This window comes from Shewanella sp. SM20, assembly GCF_025654545.1.
GTDB lineage: Bacteria > Pseudomonadota > Gammaproteobacteria > Enterobacterales > Shewanellaceae > Shewanella > Shewanella oncorhynchi.
The window spans coordinates 142,677-160,020 of record NZ_JAKKRK010000003.1; the positions used below are offsets into that span (position 1 = coordinate 142,677).

A 17,344-nucleotide genomic window follows, 5' to 3' on the forward strand; every position below is an offset into this window, starting at 1 on the left:
TAACGTGCGAGCGGATTATTTCAGAGTTGAATGCGTAAAAAAAGAGGGCAAGATCGCACATTGCCAATGTAACACATTGATGAGTAACTAATTATAGACACCTCACTGTTCACCTAACAGAACAGGATGGTAAATCAAAAGTATTAGCCATGTAAAAACAAACAGTAAGAGCAATACACATAAGCTCAAAGCATCTAGTGTCCCGCTCAAATAATAATCAATATTTTAATGTGATATTTTGATGATATTATTCGGTATGCAATACCCAATAATATATAAGGAACACGGGTCCTTAAAAGGTAATGGATATAATTAAAACTTAATTTAGCATTCATTATTTTGAAATAAACATAACAGTCAAACTGCTAAAGTGGATGATTTATACCCTTGGTTATTGCAGCAGATTAATGTTGATGATGAGTATAAAAATGAAACACAGAGCCAGTCTGAGAACCAACGGCTGTAAGATAGTGAGCTAAATATTAAAACAATAATGCGAATTTTACAGACAAAAAAATACCGCTCATTTAGGAGCGGTATTTTCAATTGCGGCGTATTACACGTCGCAGCTAATCAATTACTTTTTAGCAGGTTCAGCTACTGGCGCCGCAGAAGCTTTCTCGATTGATTTCAACTCAACTTCGAAAATCAACGTAGAGTTTGGTGGAATAGTACCAGTATCACGTACGCCATAGGCTAATTCTGATGGGATCACAAACTTGTACTTAGCGCCAACAGGCATTAATTGCACGCCTTCAGTCCAACCTGGAATAACGCGATTCAAAGGGAACTTAGCCGCTTCGCCGCGTTTATAAGAACTATCAAACTCAGTACCATCAAGTAAAGTACCGACATAATCCACTTCTACAGTGTCTTCTGCGGCAGGCTTTTCACCCGTGCCTGGAGTTAATACTTCATATTGTAAGCCAGACTCAGTTGTCACTACACCAGGCTTAACCTTGTTTTCTTCAAGGAATTTTTTACCATCTTCGATATTTTTCGCAGAAATCGCTGTTGCTTGTTCCTGACGTTTATCGTTTAACTTTTTATCTAGACCTTGAAGAATGGTTTGCATTTCTTCTTCGGTTAAACTTAATTGGTCATTCAGACCATTAGTGAAACCAGTGACGATCAGAGTGCGATCAACTGGCAGGCCTAATTCTTCTTGCTCTTTGATATGGCCAGACATATAACGACCGATTGAAGCGCCTACACTGTAAGCTTCTTTTTGAGCTTCAGTCGTTAATTCAACATTTGTACTCGTAGCTGCTTTTTCTTCTTGATTACAAGCAGATAGGCCAATAATAGCCAATGCAACTAACGATAATTTATAAATCGATTTCATTAAAGCTTCCTCAGCATCCTCAAGCGGTTACAATAACCTAAGCGTGACAACTTTATACTAGTTATCTCGGTTATACCAACTAGATTCTTTATGGGTTAACAGTGATTAATGTCACTTGATCAAGTCTAAAGACAACAACTTAGGGAGCAAGTTCATGAAGAAAAATCTACTGCTGGTAATTTGCACAGTTTTTCTAATCGCTTGCCACCCCAAAGCAGAAGATATCAGTGTTCTCACAACAGAGCCCAGCTATAGCGCGAGCCTATCAAGTAATGGGCAATTCGCCTTAGTTGCCACTCAAAGTAGTGGAGTTCAATGTTGGGATCTCAGCACCCACACCCTCAAATACCAATGGATACATGGCGATATTAATACTGGCGTCACAGGTACGGCGATTTCTCCCAACGGGATATTTGCAGCATCGTTAAGCCGAGATTCAGTTGCTATGTGGAAAATAGCCGACGGTAAGCCTTTAGGTTGGTGGTCCTTACCTTCATCCGGTGAAAGTGTCGCGGTAGCCGATAATGGCGCACTACTTATTGGTTTAAATGATGGTTCAGTCATGTCGCTTAATGCCGAAAAATCTGCCTTAATCAAATTTCTTGGACATAAAGAGCGCGTCAATAGTGTTGCCCTCTCTGCTGATGGCCGATTAGCATTAACGGGGTCAAATGATATGCAGGCGATTCTCTGGCAGGCACAAACTGGCCAACCGCTTCATACGTGGACACTCGGCAGCCGTATAACCAAAGTGGCACTCAACGACAGTGGTAGTTTAAGTTTTACCAATGGTAGCACAGATGAAGCAAAGATCTGGGATAACACAAGCGGTAAGCTGTTAAATAAGCTGGATATTACACGTCGCCAAATGAACTTTTCAGCGGTGAGGTTTATCAAACAAGACAGCCAGCTATTAACAGGTACGCCAGCACGGGAAGTTATACTCTGGCAACGTGACTCGGGTAAACAAATTGAAAAATGGCAGGTTGCACTCACTAAAAACAGCCAAAATCGAGGAGCCGTTGTATACTCTGTGGCAATTCGAGATACCAATAAAGTCGTTAGTATCAGTAGCCAAGGCTTAGTTGAAACTTGGCAGAAATAGAGGTTAGCCATGCAAGGCGTACAAGCACAGATTGAAGATCTAGAAACCAAATTGGCTTTTCAAGAGCTCACAGTCGAAGAATTAAACCAAGAGGTCATCAAATTAAATCGACTGGTGGCTCACCAGCAACACCAAATTCACATGTTAATTGGTAAGTTGCAGGACATGGAACCGAGTAATATGGCGACTCAGGCTGAAGAAACGCCACCACCACATTATTAACACTGACGCTTTAGATGTTAACTTTGATTAAAAAAACAGTTACTGCAAAATATCCAGGGAATGCGATGTTTAAACATTTAATGCCAAAAGAAACCCCAACTCTATTACCCATAGCGTTAGTGGGTGAACCCATTCTAAGGCAGACTGCAATCACAGTGCACCATTTCGATGCAGAGCTCGTGCATCTTGCCGAGCAAATGTCTGCCAGCATGGACGCTGCCAATGGCGTTGGTATTGCAGCCCCCCAAGTTCACAGCCCTTTAGCCTTATTTATTATGGCTTCTCGCCCTAATGAGCGTTATCCCGACGCGCCTAATATGGCGCCTGCGGTCGTGGTTAATCCGCAAATCATAAATGCATCAAGCGAGTTGGTCAGCGGAGAAGAAGGCTGCTTATCTGTACCGGGGCAAAGATTTACGATACAAAGACATCAAGCCATTGAAGTACGCTATCAAAATTTACAAGGCGAGTGGCAACAAACCGAATTAACGGGCTTTATTGCACGGATTTTTCAACATGAATTTGATCACCTTCAAGGGATCACATTACTCGAGCGTTCACTTATGCCAGAACAGACTCAGGCGATTTCAGCCCAATCCATCAAAAAAGGTGAAGCGCAATAATGAAACTGTCCTTCGTTACACCTTTTTCTCGCGCATTTATTGCACCAACCTTGGCAATGGGATTGGTTTTAAACTTATCGGGCTGCGCTTATAACAGTATTTTCATTAATTATCCTGCGCAGATCGAACCACTCAAACAAGAGCTTAATAGTGCGACTCCCATGGCCGATATCGACAAACTTGCCAGTAATATCAATGGCAATGACGGCTTACTCTATGCCCAAGAAGCGGGACGAATTGCTCAAGTCTCCGGCGATTTTGCTGCCAGTAAAAAATATTATCAGCAAGCAGTAGATGCTTATACCGCCTTTGATGATAAGGCCAAAGTCAGCGTTAGTGACATTGGCGCAACAGCCAGCAGCTTAGTGTTAAACGACAATGCGATTCCGTACCGGGGCCCTGGGTATGAACGCATTATGCTGCACCAATACCAAGCTCTTAACTATTTGTTTAGTGGCGACTATCAGGGGGCTCTCGTCGAAGTTCGTCGCAGTAACGAACTACAGAGCAGCGAGCAAGAACGCTATCAAAAATCACAAAAGTCAGTTCAAGCCATGGCAAACGGCACCATAGATGCCGAGGTTAATAAACTAGGACAAGCCGCGGGCACAGTCACCAGTTCTTTCTTAAACGCTTACAGTTATTATACGACTGGCGTACTGCACGAAGTGCTGGGTGAGCCGAACGATGCCTATATCGATTATCGTAAAGCAGCACAAATCACTCCAGATAACACCTATTTACAGCAAGATCTGGTCCGCCTCGCCAAGCAACTCGGCATGCCACAGTATGATGAGTTTAAGCGCCGTTGGGGCGATGCTAAATTGCCCAACACCAAAGATGGCCAAGTAATTTTGATGGTCGAGCGCGGCTTTGTGCCAGCAAAACAAGCTCTCACTGTACCTTTTACTATCCATGGTAACTGGCAGACAGTGTCACTCGCTACCTACATGCCAAACAATACTTTTGTGCCAGAGACGCAAGTGCAAGGTTTAGGTACAGTGCTGAAAACTGAACCTATTGCCAATATCGATGCCTTAGCCATCACAGCACTCAAGGAAGATCTGCCCGCGACGCTAGTTCGTCAAGTCGCTAGGGTCTATGCTAAATCTGAGATGGCCTATCAGATTGAGAAGAGTGGTAAACCAGGGAACAATGCTGCCGATATTGGCAGTATAGCGATGCAGATTTTTAACGTAGTAACAGAACAAGCGGATCGTCGTAGTTGGCTGACGCTCCCTAAACAAGCACAGATCGGGCGGCGTTATTTGAGTGCAGGTGAATACACTTTGCAGTTAGACAAAGCGCCACCGGCTAAAATTGATGTTGCAGCAGGCAAAACCACCTTAGTCTGGGCAATTGATACTGGTAATTACACCCGAATTTATTCAATAATCATTTAGCCTAGCGGTTGTGGTATTTGAATAAGACGTGTGTCATTAAGTTTATACAATCACAAAATGGAACTGACTATGAAACAATTTAAACTGATTTTTGTACTGGCTGCCGTTATGGGTCTAGCTGCATGTCAATCTAAAGTCGAATATGGCGATGCCACAGAAGTTGAAACCGTCAATGAGAACTTTGGCTCGACGGATCTACAAGCTATTGCAGCCAAGATGGTGGATAGCATGATGACTTTCCCTCCTATCGTGGCAATAACAGCCAATGACCGCCCGATTTTATTTGTTGATAGCATCAAAAACAAAACCTCAGAACATATCGACACTGAGTCTGTCACTGACTCTATCAGTAACAAATTATTGCGCTCAGGCAAGTTCCGTTTTATCGACATGACTAAAGTAGATTCAGTCCGTAAACAACTGGATTACCAAAACAACACTGGCATGGTTGACCCATCAACCGCCATCAAGTTTGGTCGTCAAATTGGCGCTCAATACATGTTATATGGCAATTTATCTAGCATAGTGAAGCAAGACGGTAGCACTAAAGACGTCTACTATAAGATGACAATGCGTTTAATGGATTTAGAAACAGGCCTTATCGAATGGTCTGATGAAAAAGAAATCCGTAAGATGAAGTCTAAGTCTTTCTTAGGCATGTAATTGTCCTATTGGCACTTAATTCTGCCAAACAGTAATCTCAAGAAGCCAGCGTTAACGCTGGCTTTTTTTTACATTTTTAACATTGGTAATCCAAGGTAAATAAGGTAGTGTACTCGGCCAAAATACACTGCGATGATGATGCTCAAAATTGGCGCTGGCGCGAGGGATAATTTGCCACAAAGGCAAACCTACACACACGATATTGAATGCAAACATCCAAGCAGAAAACAAAACAAATCGTTGAAGGATTTAAGTTGTGAACTTGTTTAAAGCCAGTCTCGTTGCCCTTACCTGTGGCACATTAATGTCGTGCGCAACCCAAAGTACACTCAATACGGGTCCACGTGATGCTAGCGCTTATATTAGCCAATATCAGGCTGCGCTTCGCTCGCAGGTCATCTCCGATATTCACTATGACTTGGATTTTCAGCTCACAGGGGATGCCGAGTTTTCCGCCACCTCCAAAGTGACATTTCAATTAAGTGAAGTGCCAAAACAACTGAGCTTAGATTTAAACAAGGCGCAGATAAAACGCTTTATCATCAACGGTACCGCCATATACCCCAATTACAATGGCGCTTACATCAGCTTAAATACGCGTTTGCTCACCTCAGGCGAAAATACCATTGAAGTGCAATTTAGCCGTTCCCACAGCACCAATGGTGAAGGTTTACACCGTTTTAAAGATCCAATCGATGGCAAGGTCTACCTCTACTCTCATTTTGAACCCGCTGCAGCTCAGCAGATGTTCGCAGTATTCGACCAACCGGATCTCAAGGCTAACTATCAAATTACGGTAACAGCGCCCAAAGACTGGCAAGTCATTAGCTCGATGCGTGAAAGCCAAATCACCCCAGCAGGTGCTTACAATCGTTGGACTTTCCCACAAACACCTAAGCTAAGCCCATATAACTTTTCGATGCACGCGGGCCCTTATCACATGTGGCAAGACAACTCAGGCCGCTATCCTATGCGCCTGTTCGCCCGTCAATCCGTTGCTAATCAAGTCACGGAGCAAGATTGGTTTACCTATACAAAACAAGGGTTAACTTTTTTCGATAATTACTTTGGTATTCCTTATCCCTTTAAGAAATACGATCAAATTCTAGTGCCCGACTTCCTTTATGGCGCGATGGAAAACGCAGGCGCAGTGACCTTTTCCGAAGATCTCTTCCTTCATAAAGCGGCTATGACAGCGGATCAGAAGCAAAATCTTGCGGGCGTGATCATGCACGAAATGGCGCACCAGTGGTTTGGCGATCTCGTCACCATGAAATGGTGGAATGGCTTGTGGTTAAATGAAAGTTTTGCTTCATTTATGGGCACACTTGCGACTCAAGAAGCCACAGAGTTCACCAATGCTTGGCGTACCTTCTACGCTAAAGGCAAGCAAAAAGCCTATGAGCAAGACAGCTTAGTCACCACGCACCCCATTGAAGTACCCGTAGCAACGACTCAGAACGCCTTCGACAATATCGATGCTATCACTTACCAAAAAGGCGCATCAACGCTAAAACAATTACGCCATTTACTCGGCGACATGGTGTTTCGTCGTGGCGTCAGTAACTATTTAAAACAATACAGTTATCAAAACGCTGAGTTAGACGATTTTATCAATAGCCTAGGGAAAGCCGCTGGCCGCGATTTAAGTGCATGGACTCAAGAATGGCTCTACAGCGCGGGCGTTAACACCATCAAGGCGGAATATCGTTGTGAGGGCAACCGAATCAGCGAATTTAGCCTACGACAGCTCCCTGCAAGCGCAGAACTACCCACATTACGTGAACAAAAAGTCCAAGTGGCTCTATTTACCCAAGGTCGCTTTGATCTGCGAAATGACATTACAGTGCCAGTGACTTACAAAGGCGAGCGTACCGAAGTTAAACAACTGATTGGTGAGCGCTGCCCAGACCTAGTCTATCCAAACTTTGATGATTGGGGCTTTGTGAAAGTCGAGCTTGATGACAAGTCATTTAATACCGCAAAACAACAACTGAGTAATATTTCCGATCCACTACTGCGATCTATGCTGTGGCAAAGTCTGTGGGACAGCGTCCGCGAAGGTAAATTGAGCTTAGATCAATACCTAAGCACAGTGTTTGTTAACGCGCCAGCTGAGACGGACTACACGATTGTTGGTCAGATCATCGATAGCATGTTGCGCTCGAAGGAATATCTCGCTCAGATCGCCCCTATTCAGCAAAACTACGCTGAAAATGCAATTAAAGGCTTAAGCCAAATGAGTCTGAGAAAAGCAATGGAAAATAAAGGCGATAATGACTTCCAACGGATCTGGTTCAATGCCTATGTCAGTTTAGCAAGCGACAGAGATTCACTGCGTCATTTAGCGCAACTCATTGACGGTGAAACAAAAATCAAGGGATTAACCTTAGATCAAGATTTACGATGGGCAATCATCACCCAGCTTAATCGCTATGATTTTCCTAACGCGCTGCAGCGCTTAACCAAAGAAGCTGCCAAGGATAATTCAGACTCTGGTGAAAAAGCGGCACTTGCGGCACAAGTGATCCGCCCTGAAGCGGCCGCAAAACGTCGTTGGTTAAGTAAAGTCCATCTAGACAGCCTGCCTTTCTCCAAACAGCGGATTATTATGCAAAATCTTTATCCTGCTGAGCAAAAACTATTAAGCGCAGCTACAGCGGAAGAGCGTCTGACGAGCTTAATGGATATGGACAAAAAAGGGCCAGTATTTATGCGTAATTATAGCCATTTCCTCATCCCAACCGATTGTAATTACACTAGCATAGCGGCATTGGACAAAGTACTTGATCGCCAAACTGGGCTATCTAACCTTACCCGCCGTAATCTACTGGAAACCCGTCAAATAGAGCAGCGTTGTGTGCTGATCAAAAATAAGATGACTCACTAATATTAAGGTCATTTTAAAATTAACAAGGGGCTCCTAGGAGTCCCTTTTTTATGTTCTGTTACAGATGAGTCTTAAACTTGAACCAGCACACAAGATGCTACCCGCGCGAAATTATGCTCACTAACCTTTGATATAAACAAGCCAGCATTCTGAATAATGAATTAATCACACTCACAACCAGTGACATATTTAATTAAATTGTTAGCTTGAGCTTATGTGTTTTAACGGCTTACTGACGATAACCAATGTTATTTATCACCTGTAAAATATTATTCATCTCTTCAGTTTAGTCTACTAAGTTCCATCAGCTCATCAAATAAACAACCACTGACGCAATCGTTATTGATATAAAAATCATGTAATTATTAAATTCATAAATTATGGGCGTCACTTCTAAATTTATTACTATAATTCTTCAATGATTTAATGTTTTGCCCCGTACTGCCGCTATACTAAAACAACGTTAGAGAGCTAACGGAATATAAAGGATATAGATTATGCGATCGACACTCAAAACACGGCTGCTGTTCAGCAGTCTTTCCGCTGTACTGATCACTATTGCTGTACTCGTAAGTATCTCTAGTTATTTCATTAGAAATAATGCGTTAGAAAACACTCAACATGAAATTGACCAACTAGCGATTACCTTTTCATCCGGCATAGGTCAGTGGATGCAAGACAGAAAAATGGCCATTACGAGCCTAAAGCAAACCATTGAAGCCGATCCTAGTACCAACGTCACCCCCCATTTACTCCAAGCGCATACTGCGGTTGATTTCGCCCTTACCTACTATGGTGACGAGCAAGGCAACATGTATCGCCAAGATCCATCTCTGAATACCGCAAATTATGATCCCCGCGTTCGCCCTTGGTATATGGATGCTAAAACGGCGGGTAAAATGATCATGACGGCGCCCTACGTCAGCGCCACATTGAAAAAACAAGTCGTAACTATAGCTGAACCTGTGATGGGCTCAGGCCAGCTCATAGGCGTAGCGGCTGCAAACTTAACCATAGATCAGTTAACAGATGCAGTGCAGCGTCTCGAAGTGCCGGGCAAAGGTTATACCTTAATGGTCGATAATGCAGGGCTCATTATTAGTCATCCCAATAGCCAACTAAATACTCAACAACTCACTAAAATCGATAGTAATTTTAGCAATAGCTGGTTATCACAGCGCACCAATGCCAATACGATGGAAGAACGCACCCTAGATGGCGCCACTAAATTAGTCTATGTCGCGGCTATTCCCTCAACGGACTGGGCGCTGATTTTCGTAATGGATAAACAAGAAATCATGTCACAGGCAACCGATCTTGCCTGGTGGATGTCGGCCGTAGGTGTCGCCCTATTAGTACTCTTTGGCTTGATTTTAATCGCCATCTTTAAAATCCAATTTAAAGATCTCGAACGCGTTGCCCAAGCACTCAATGATATTGCCGAGGGCGATGGCGATCTCACTGTGCGCATTCATACTGCCAACAGCCATGATGAAATTGGTATGTTAGCTTCGGGTTTTAACCGCTTTGTAGAACGTCTACACGGTATGATTTCCCGCATGCACAAGATTGCGGGTCAATTGGAATATCAAGCCAAAGGAAGTAGTGCGTCGGCAACGGATAACAGTCAGCGCATTGAAGTACAGCAAGATGAAGTGACTATGGTTGCCACTGCGGTGACCGAAATGGCCAGCGCCACCGAGGAAATTGCCAGTAATGCGGAGCATACAGCGCAGACCGCTCAAAATGCGGTCGGACTTTCAAACCATGGCCATAAACAGGTAATGCAAAGCCAGCAATCTATCCGTAATTTAGCCAGTGAAGTCGAAACTGCAGGGCGAATTATCGGTGAACTGAACGAGCACTCACAAAAGATCAACAGCATTTTGTTGACCATTAGTGGCATCGCAGAGCAAACCAACTTACTTGCACTCAATGCAGCCATTGAGGCGGCACGTGCAGGAGAACAAGGTCGTGGCTTCGCTGTAGTTGCTGATGAGGTGCGTGTACTGTCACAACGTACGCATTCATCGACACAAGAAATTCAAGCGATGATCGAAACCCTACAACAAACCGCAGGCAAAGCCGTTAAGTCTATGACTCAAAGTCATGAAATGGCAGAAACCAGTGTGGCCGATGCTAATTCAGCCAGCGAAAGTCTGTTGCAAATCAGCAAAGCCATTAATGATATTTCAGATATGGCGAGCCAAATTGCCACAGCAGCCGAGGAGCAAACCTCAGTCACCAGCGAAATCAACCGTAATACAGAGTCGATTCGTGAAGTGTCAGAGAATCTCTCGATTGAGGCACAAACGTCTATGGTCCAAGCTCAAGAGCTCGCCCATTTAGCCGCATCATTGCAGCAGGAAGTTAATCGCTTCAAACTGTAATCAAAAGCCTTATTTTATATAAAGATTACATCAACAGTTCCATACAATAATGCCCGCAAGTGTCAGTGACATTTGCGGGCATTTCTTTACATATTATTTCTTCAAAGACTTACAATGGCTTACCTAAAACAAGCTTAAATGATCTTCATCGCTTTATTTTCAGGAATATTGGCCTCAGGCCGAAGCTCAGCATGTAAGTTTCTTAATCCTTGGTAACCCATTTCAATTCGATTTCCGCCATTCTTTTTAGCTTTATACATAGCAGTATCGGCACAGGAAATAAGCTGTTTCTCATCTTCACCGTGCTCTGGATACAGAGCAATACCGATACTCGGCAGAATATGGATCTGCTGTTCGGCAAGCTCGAAGGGTTGCTCGAATACTTGCAATATTTTTTGTGCGGCCAGCAGGGTATTATGTGCTGAATCGACTCGTTCAAGTAAGATGACAAACTCATCCCCCCCAAAACGCGCAACGGTATCTGAGCCCCTCACACAACTGACTATTCGCTGCGCCGTCACTTGCAGTAATAAATCGCCCACGCTATGACCAAAAGTATCGTTAACCCACTTAAATTTATCTAAGTCTAAATAAAGCAAAGAGAAATAACTTGATTCCCTATGGGCTCGAGATAACGCCTTTTGAAATCTATCGTAAAAAAGCTCACGATTGGGTAACAAGGTTAACTGATCATAAAGTGCAATATGCTCTAATCGCGCGAGCATTTGTCGACGCTCAATCGCAAAAGCTATTTGCGTAGAAACAAACTCCAATAACTCACGGTCTTGGTGTGTATATGAAGCCGAAGTGGGCAAGCTATGCATAATCAAAGCGCCGATAACACCTTTCTGTAGCTTCAGCGGCACCCCCAGCCAACTTAAACAGCCATTACCCAAATCTTCACGAATCGCTTGGGGATAATCAGTTAAGGTCACGGGACACAGGAGTAAAGACTCAGCACTGCGGATCACTTGGTCAGTGAACACACTGAAACTTGCGATATCGATAAGCGAATCTTCGCCAGTAGCGGCTTTATAAGGAAAACTTAATTCATTTAAATCTTGATCGTACAATGCAATAGCAAAGTTTGCTGCAGGCAATAATTTAGCAATAATTTCATGAATTCGACGATACAGGGCTAGCAAGTCCTCAGCGACATGCACAGCCTCTGAAATCTCATATAAGGCTGCTTGTCTACGTTCGGCATTTTTGCTCTTAGAAATATCTCTAGCGACTGCGACACGCTGTTGATAAGCATCGGACCAACGTGCAGACCAAAGAATATCGACAATAACACCATCTTTACGCACATAACGGTTTTCAAAATCGACTTTAAAGCGACCTGCCATAATTTCATTGGCCGTTGCGAGAGTGCGTTCCCTATCCTCTGGAATGACAAGATCTAGCATCTGCATACCCATCATTTCTTCTGGGGTATAGCCAAAAATACGTTCTGCCCCAGCACTCACAAATTCAAACCTCCCCGCTTTATCGACGACACAAATAGCATCCAAGAGAAGGTCGATAAAATTGCTTAAGGAAGTGTAGCCATCATTATTCACGTAATTCTCCAATAAACGTCCGTCTTTGGCTAAGTCCTAAGTTTGATCATAAGCATAAAAATAATAATAACGCACTATTAGAGTAGGTTAATTTTCAATGTCATTCCAGAGTTGGCTAAGTTAAGTCAGACTTTTACAGAATTAAATTCAAACAAAATCAAACACAATACTTAAGGCCATCGGTGGCACTATTTGACTCTGGACGACAGATATCGGCACAATGCCCTAAAATGTTGGTCAACATCAGGGCGCAGCTTTGGTACGCGCAAATCGCATTAAAGGAATTTATTTTTGGACCGATTGTGCTCTCCGTTACATCAACCCAACCATTTTCGCCTTGGGCTTGCCATGTGGTCGCACTCGAATTGGCAAGAAAGTGTGTATGGTCACGGAACTAAACAAGCGGAGCGACTCGCCCGTTACGCGACAATATTCAATACTGTCGAAGGGAACACCAGCTTCTACGCAACGCCTGCACAGCAAACGGTAATGAATTGGCACAGTGCCACGCCCGATAGCTTTCGTTTTACCTTCAAACTACCGCAAACCATCACTCACCAAAGATTATTGCAACACTGCAGCCAAGAATTGAAAGATTTTTTCCAGATAATGGCACCATTAATCGATAAAACAGGGATCTGGAAAATTCAACTGCCCGCCCATTTCGGCCCAGAAAGCTTGCCTGCGTTAGCGCAATTTCTAGATCAAATCCCCCAAGGGTTAACCTATGGCGTCGAAGTCAGGCATCCTGCGTTTTTTGCTAAAGGAGATGCCGAGCGTGCGCTTAATCGATTACTCATCGAAAAAAAAGTGAATCGCATCATCATGGACAGCAGGCCCTTGTTTGCACTGCCGCCCTACAATGTCGCGATTATCGACGCTCACAAGAAAAAACCTCGAGTGCCAGTGCATGCGATTGCCACCGCCAATAATCCAGTGGTGCGCTTTGTCGGCCAACCAGACGATGCCGTAACACAACTCGCACAGCAAGGCGTTACTGCTTTACCTAAGGATAACGATGCCTTTTTTGATAATTGGCTCACCCAACTCCCGCTGTGGCTCGCAGAAGGTCGTGAACCCTATCTGTTTATTCATACTCCCGACAATGAAGCCGCGCCCGAACTGGCCATCCGTCTCTATCAAAAATTGCGCAGCCAAATTGCAGCGCACATTCAACTCGCCGAGCTACGCCTGCTTGATAAGAAACCTGAGGAGACAAGCACGCAGATGGGACTTTCTTGGTAAAACGGGCGCTAAGTAAAACGGACGTAAGAAGAAACCCACGGCAAACTCGCCGTGGGTATATACCCAAACAACCTGAAGATGCAGGATTCAGCGGGAATTTAACGCACTTTAGGCAAGGCGGTTATTTGCAGGCCTAGCGGGCTAAGTTAAAAATAACCAACGCAGCATAAAGTGCGTTAAAACCCGCCGGGACGGAGCGCCCAGGGCACTCCACTTCCGTGTTGCATCAATTCAAAAGGTGGCCGACATTCTGTCATTAATGCGCCTTGAATTGAAGCACCCTGGGCGCTCTGAAACTCGTATATTCAGGTAGCTTGGGTATAGATGAAAAACAGCTTTAACTCGGGATAAATAAGTTATTCATTTGCTCAAAACCAAGGGAAATGGCTTTAGGTATTGAATCCTTATCAACGGCAATAACCGCATCATTTGACTCTCGCTGAAACGGTTTTGCCTTAATTGAATTTAACAAAATTGGATTAAGCAAAGTGCTATAGGCCTGTAAAAATGAAGCTGGGCCAGTAGAAAAACGCTGCACACCTGCGGCAAATAACTCGCCGATATCCATCTGCTCATTCAATAGCATAAAATTCAGTGGCATATCCACAGCGGCAAACAAGCGCTTAGCGGTCTCGACCTGATTCGCGCCAGGGATAAAACCGCCATCCGCACCCGCAGCCTGATATTGAGTTAACCTATCGATAGTCATAACAACAGCGGCCTCACCACTGGCTAAACCCAGTAAATACACATCAGTTCGCGCATTAATAAATAATCCTTGGCAACGAGGATGGGCGCGAATAGCTTTAATTTTTGCCACCATCTCAGCAACACTTGCACTGCCATCCTCAATATTAATTCCTGCTACGCCAAGCTCAGCGAGCTGCGCAACAAAAGCAGCAACCTCATAGGGATCTTGGCTATAACCAGATTCAATATCTATCGTCACGGGCACTCGGCTCAGCCGTAGGATATTGTTCACTACGTCCAATAAAGCCACTTTAGGTAACGCTTGGCCATCGGGATAACCGAGCGACCAAGCCAATGCCGCGCTACTGGTCGCAATCGCACGGGCGCCCGATGCTTGGATGATGGCCGCACTGGCGGCATCCCAAGCGTTAGTTAATATCAGCGGCTCTGATTGTTGATGTAGTGCTTTGAAAAATATTCTAGATTGCTCAGCCATCTTATGTCCTTGTTGGTGTTGAAGGCTCAACTCTAACAAGATGGCTTAGGTAATTATCGCGGGAAACGGCACTGAACCGAAAAGCCAAGCCCTCAAGGCTTGGCTATGTGAGCATTCAACTTGAGTATTCTTGGCTAACCCCAAAGTGCATTGGCGAGGATAAACACACTCGCGGAGAGCAACATAGTAATAGGTAGTGTCAGCAGCCAAGCGAGCATGATTTGCTTAATGGTTTGGATCTGAAGCCCTGAACGATTAGCCACCATAGTACCCGCAACAGCGGAAGACAAAATATGAGTCGTCGATACCGGCATCCCTGTCATACTGGCAATCCCAATAGAGACGGCAGCGGTGACCTGCGCAGCAATACCTTGGCTGTAAGTCATACTCGATGAACCAATTTTTTCCCCCACGGTATATACAATCCGCCGCCACCCCACCAACGTGCCGCAACCCAGCGCAGTAGCAATGGCAATAATCACCCAAATGGGCGCATACTCAGTAGTTCTAGTGAGATCTTTTCGCCATTTAGCCAATGAACTCAAATCCTTAGCAGGAAGATCCAATTTAGCCACTTGGCGAGCAGTATCATCGATGCACAACAATAAACGTCGCACCTCGCGTCGCTCTTCTACATCCATATCTTTGTAAGTCGAGACTTTTGCTAAGCGACGGTCAAGTAACGACATCGCCGGTAATACATTGGCAGATGAGCAATGGGCCAGCATATATTCGGGAACGTTGACCAAGGCTTTAAAGTCGATAACATCCGCGATAACGGCTTGGTTACGGTCATAAATCGCCATAATGCGACGATTAGCATCTTGAGTTCTTTCTAAATCATAGGGTTGACTGCCCATGTCCAAGGCAAAATAAGCCGGTGCCATACAAATCAGCACTAGCATCACTAAACCTATCCCCTTCTGTCCATCGTTAGAACCATGGGCGAAACTCACCCCCATAGCGGAGATAATTAAACTCGCCCTTGCCCAAAATGGAGGGTGTTTTTTACCATTAATCTGCATCTGCTCATCTGGGGTACGGTGAATTTTATGTTTCTGCCAAACGTATTTCATGATGAGCAAAAAAATCCCTGCCATCACAAACCCTAAGGTCGGCGAAATAATCAAGGACAGCATGATCTGCGTTGCTTTAGAGACATTAATGCCCTGTAGGATAGGCTGATGATTTATCCAAGCGAACGCGCCACCCACGCCCATTATCGAACCAATCAAGGTATGGGAACTCGATGCCGGAATACCAAAATACCAAGTACCTAAGTTCCAGATAATTGCCGAAAATAGCAGGGAAAACACCATCAACAAGCCTTGGATTGAGTCCATACCGAGCAAGGAGTCTACGGGTAATAAATGCACTATCGCATAGGCCACCCCTAACCCCCCTAACAGCACACCCGCAAAATTAAATAATGCGGAGGTAACGACCGCCAGATTTGCCGGCATTGCCTTGGTATAGATCACCGTCGCCACCGCATTTGCCGTGTCGTGGAAGCCATTAATAAATTCGTATGCCAGTACAAAAAGTACGGCAAGGACTAAACCCACCGACCACGCAAAGCCTAACGTTGTGAACATTTCAAACATAAAATACTTACCCATGGCGAGAACGCCCACAGGTTACGCCCAAGTTTGGGGTCTTTTACAGTGAAAAATTGTTTAGATTGTCAAAAAGTGAATTAGCCCCCAATAACTCAGTAGCATGCTTGCAATTAACACTGGCTTGATTTTATTCGGCCAAATGAATATTTGTGCCGCGAAAAGGTGCAATATATTGATTCAATATTAAATAAGCCAACTAAAAATAGTGTTCATAACCATACGCCGTAACAGGGTTATATCCCATGATCGCCTAACCGAAATCGCTGTGGCGTCATCCCAAAACGCTCCTTGAAGGCTTTGATATAGGATGAATCATTTTGATAACCAATTTGGTGGGCCACATTCTGTATTGATAGGTCAGTGGCCAATAACGACAGCGAATAGATCAGCCGCAAATGTTGACGCCATAATACGAATGAAGAACCAAACTCCCTCACAAATAGCCTCGACAATGTTCGTTCCGATGCCCCAACCATCTCACCCCATTTCACTAAAGAGAAATCTAAAGCTGGCGTTTGGGTTAAATGCTCAAAAATCAATTTTAGGCGCCTATCTTGCGGTATCAGTAACTTGAAAGTCTGTCCTTCCGCACTATTAATTTGATCATATAACACCTCAAGCAAACGCAGTATTGGCGCCTGAACCATTGGCTCAACATTCGTTGGGGTATTAAAAGCACATTGTTTTCTGAGCGTTAACACTAACTCCCTTATAAAAGCACTCATAGCGACAGGCTTAACCATGGCACCATAATCTCGACCATACATAGGATTCAAATAGACACCAATAAAGCAGGTATCTGTAATCGCAACAGACTCATGCATGATACCTGCAGGCACAAAAAGCGCTGTGGTATGGGGAACCAAAAAAAGTGCCTCATTTGCCTCTGTCTGTAACAGGCCTTGAAGCGGAAAAATAAGCTGATGCCAACAGTGCTGGTGTAAAACATCCACATAACCCTTCTGCATCTCAATCGTTTTGACAAAAGAAGGCATATTAGGCGCTTGCTCAATAATGGCGTTAATCGAATCGAGTTGGCGACTTAGCATTATTACTTGTCCATATGACGTTATTCAGCCAAATAAAAAGGA

The 17,344-nt window shown here is 44.2% G+C and carries 13 protein-coding genes; 8 read left to right on the top strand and 5 right to left on the bottom strand.

Annotation, left to right across the window (positions count from 1 at the left end; translation table 11 throughout):
• Positions 1 to 577: 577 nt before the first annotated feature.
• A complete protein-coding gene (gene fkpA, locus L5M18_RS02555; protein ID WP_105250047.1) occupies positions 578 to 1,345 on the bottom strand; it encodes an FKBP-type peptidyl-prolyl cis-trans isomerase in 768 nt (255 codons plus the stop codon).
• Between the two features lie 154 nt (positions 1,346 to 1,499).
• Here fkpA and L5M18_RS02560 point away from each other — a divergent pair, with 154 nt between their 5' ends.
• The 7 genes from L5M18_RS02560 to L5M18_RS02590 all read left to right on the top strand — a co-directional run bounded on the left by L5M18_RS02560 (position 1,500) and on the right by L5M18_RS02590 (position 10,641).
• Complete coding sequence (locus L5M18_RS02560; RefSeq protein ID WP_173246498.1) at positions 1,500 to 2,450, top strand: WD40 repeat domain-containing protein; 951 nt, start codon at positions 1,500 to 1,502, stop codon at positions 2,448 to 2,450.
• Positions 2,451 to 2,459: 9 nt separating this feature from the next.
• On the top strand, positions 2,460 to 2,672 hold the full coding sequence (locus tag L5M18_RS02565) for a SlyX family protein (RefSeq protein WP_006080410.1): 213 nt from the start codon (positions 2,460 to 2,462) through the stop codon (positions 2,670 to 2,672).
• 65 nt (positions 2,673 to 2,737) lie between these two features.
• Positions 2,738 to 3,295, top strand: a complete 558-nt coding sequence (gene def, locus L5M18_RS02570) for a peptide deformylase (RefSeq protein ID WP_263195873.1) — start codon at positions 2,738 to 2,740, stop codon at positions 3,293 to 3,295.
• Positions 3,295 to 4,698 carry a COG3014 family protein gene (locus L5M18_RS02575; protein ID WP_263195874.1) on the top strand — a complete coding sequence of 468 codons (1,404 nt, stop codon included), beginning with the start codon at positions 3,295 to 3,297 and terminating at the stop codon, positions 4,696 to 4,698. The genes def and L5M18_RS02575 overlap by 1 nt, the downstream gene beginning before the upstream one ends.
• A gap of 69 nt (positions 4,699 to 4,767) precedes the next feature.
• Positions 4,768 to 5,361: a penicillin-binding protein activator LpoB gene (lpoB, locus tag L5M18_RS02580; protein WP_173246506.1), complete on the top strand. Its 594-nt coding sequence runs from the start codon at positions 4,768 to 4,770 to the stop codon at positions 5,359 to 5,361.
• A 256-nt stretch (positions 5,362 to 5,617) separates the two neighbouring features.
• On the top strand, positions 5,618 to 8,251 hold the full coding sequence (gene pepN, locus L5M18_RS02585) for an aminopeptidase N (protein ID WP_263195875.1): 2,634 nt from the start codon (positions 5,618 to 5,620) through the stop codon (positions 8,249 to 8,251).
• A 497-nt stretch (positions 8,252 to 8,748) separates the two neighbouring features.
• A complete protein-coding gene (locus L5M18_RS02590) occupies positions 8,749 to 10,641 on the top strand; it encodes a methyl-accepting chemotaxis protein (RefSeq protein ID WP_263195876.1) in 1,893 nt (630 codons plus the stop codon).
• Between the two features lie 134 nt (positions 10,642 to 10,775).
• On the opposite strand, the gene L5M18_RS02595 is transcribed toward L5M18_RS02590, so the two are convergent.
• Entirely contained in the window at positions 10,776 to 12,203 is a 1,428-nt protein-coding gene (locus L5M18_RS02595; protein WP_263195877.1) for a GGDEF domain-containing protein, read from the bottom strand.
• 291 nt (positions 12,204 to 12,494) lie between these two features.
• Between L5M18_RS02595 and L5M18_RS02600 the strand changes: the two genes are divergently transcribed.
• Positions 12,495 to 13,448 carry a DUF72 domain-containing protein gene (locus tag L5M18_RS02600; RefSeq protein WP_263195878.1) on the top strand — a complete coding sequence of 318 codons (954 nt, stop codon included), beginning with the start codon at positions 12,495 to 12,497 and terminating at the stop codon, positions 13,446 to 13,448.
• Positions 13,449 to 13,785: 337 nt separating this feature from the next.
• Here the strand turns inward: L5M18_RS02600 and L5M18_RS02605 are convergent, their stop codons facing one another.
• The 3 genes from L5M18_RS02605 to L5M18_RS02615 form a co-directional block, all read right to left on the bottom strand.
• Positions 13,786 to 14,634: an isocitrate lyase/phosphoenolpyruvate mutase family protein gene (locus tag L5M18_RS02605; protein WP_219250329.1), complete on the bottom strand. Its 849-nt coding sequence runs from the start codon at positions 14,632 to 14,634 to the stop codon at positions 13,786 to 13,788.
• Positions 14,635 to 14,768: 134 nt separating this feature from the next.
• Entirely contained in the window at positions 14,769 to 16,238 is a 1,470-nt protein-coding gene (locus tag L5M18_RS02610; RefSeq protein ID WP_105252986.1) for an inorganic phosphate transporter, read from the bottom strand.
• A gap of 248 nt (positions 16,239 to 16,486) precedes the next feature.
• Positions 16,487 to 17,302 (bottom strand): AraC family transcriptional regulator, encoded by an 816-nt coding sequence (locus tag L5M18_RS02615; protein ID WP_263195879.1) that lies wholly within the window; start codon positions 17,300 to 17,302, stop codon positions 16,487 to 16,489.
• Between the last annotated feature and the right edge of the window lie 42 nt (positions 17,303 to 17,344).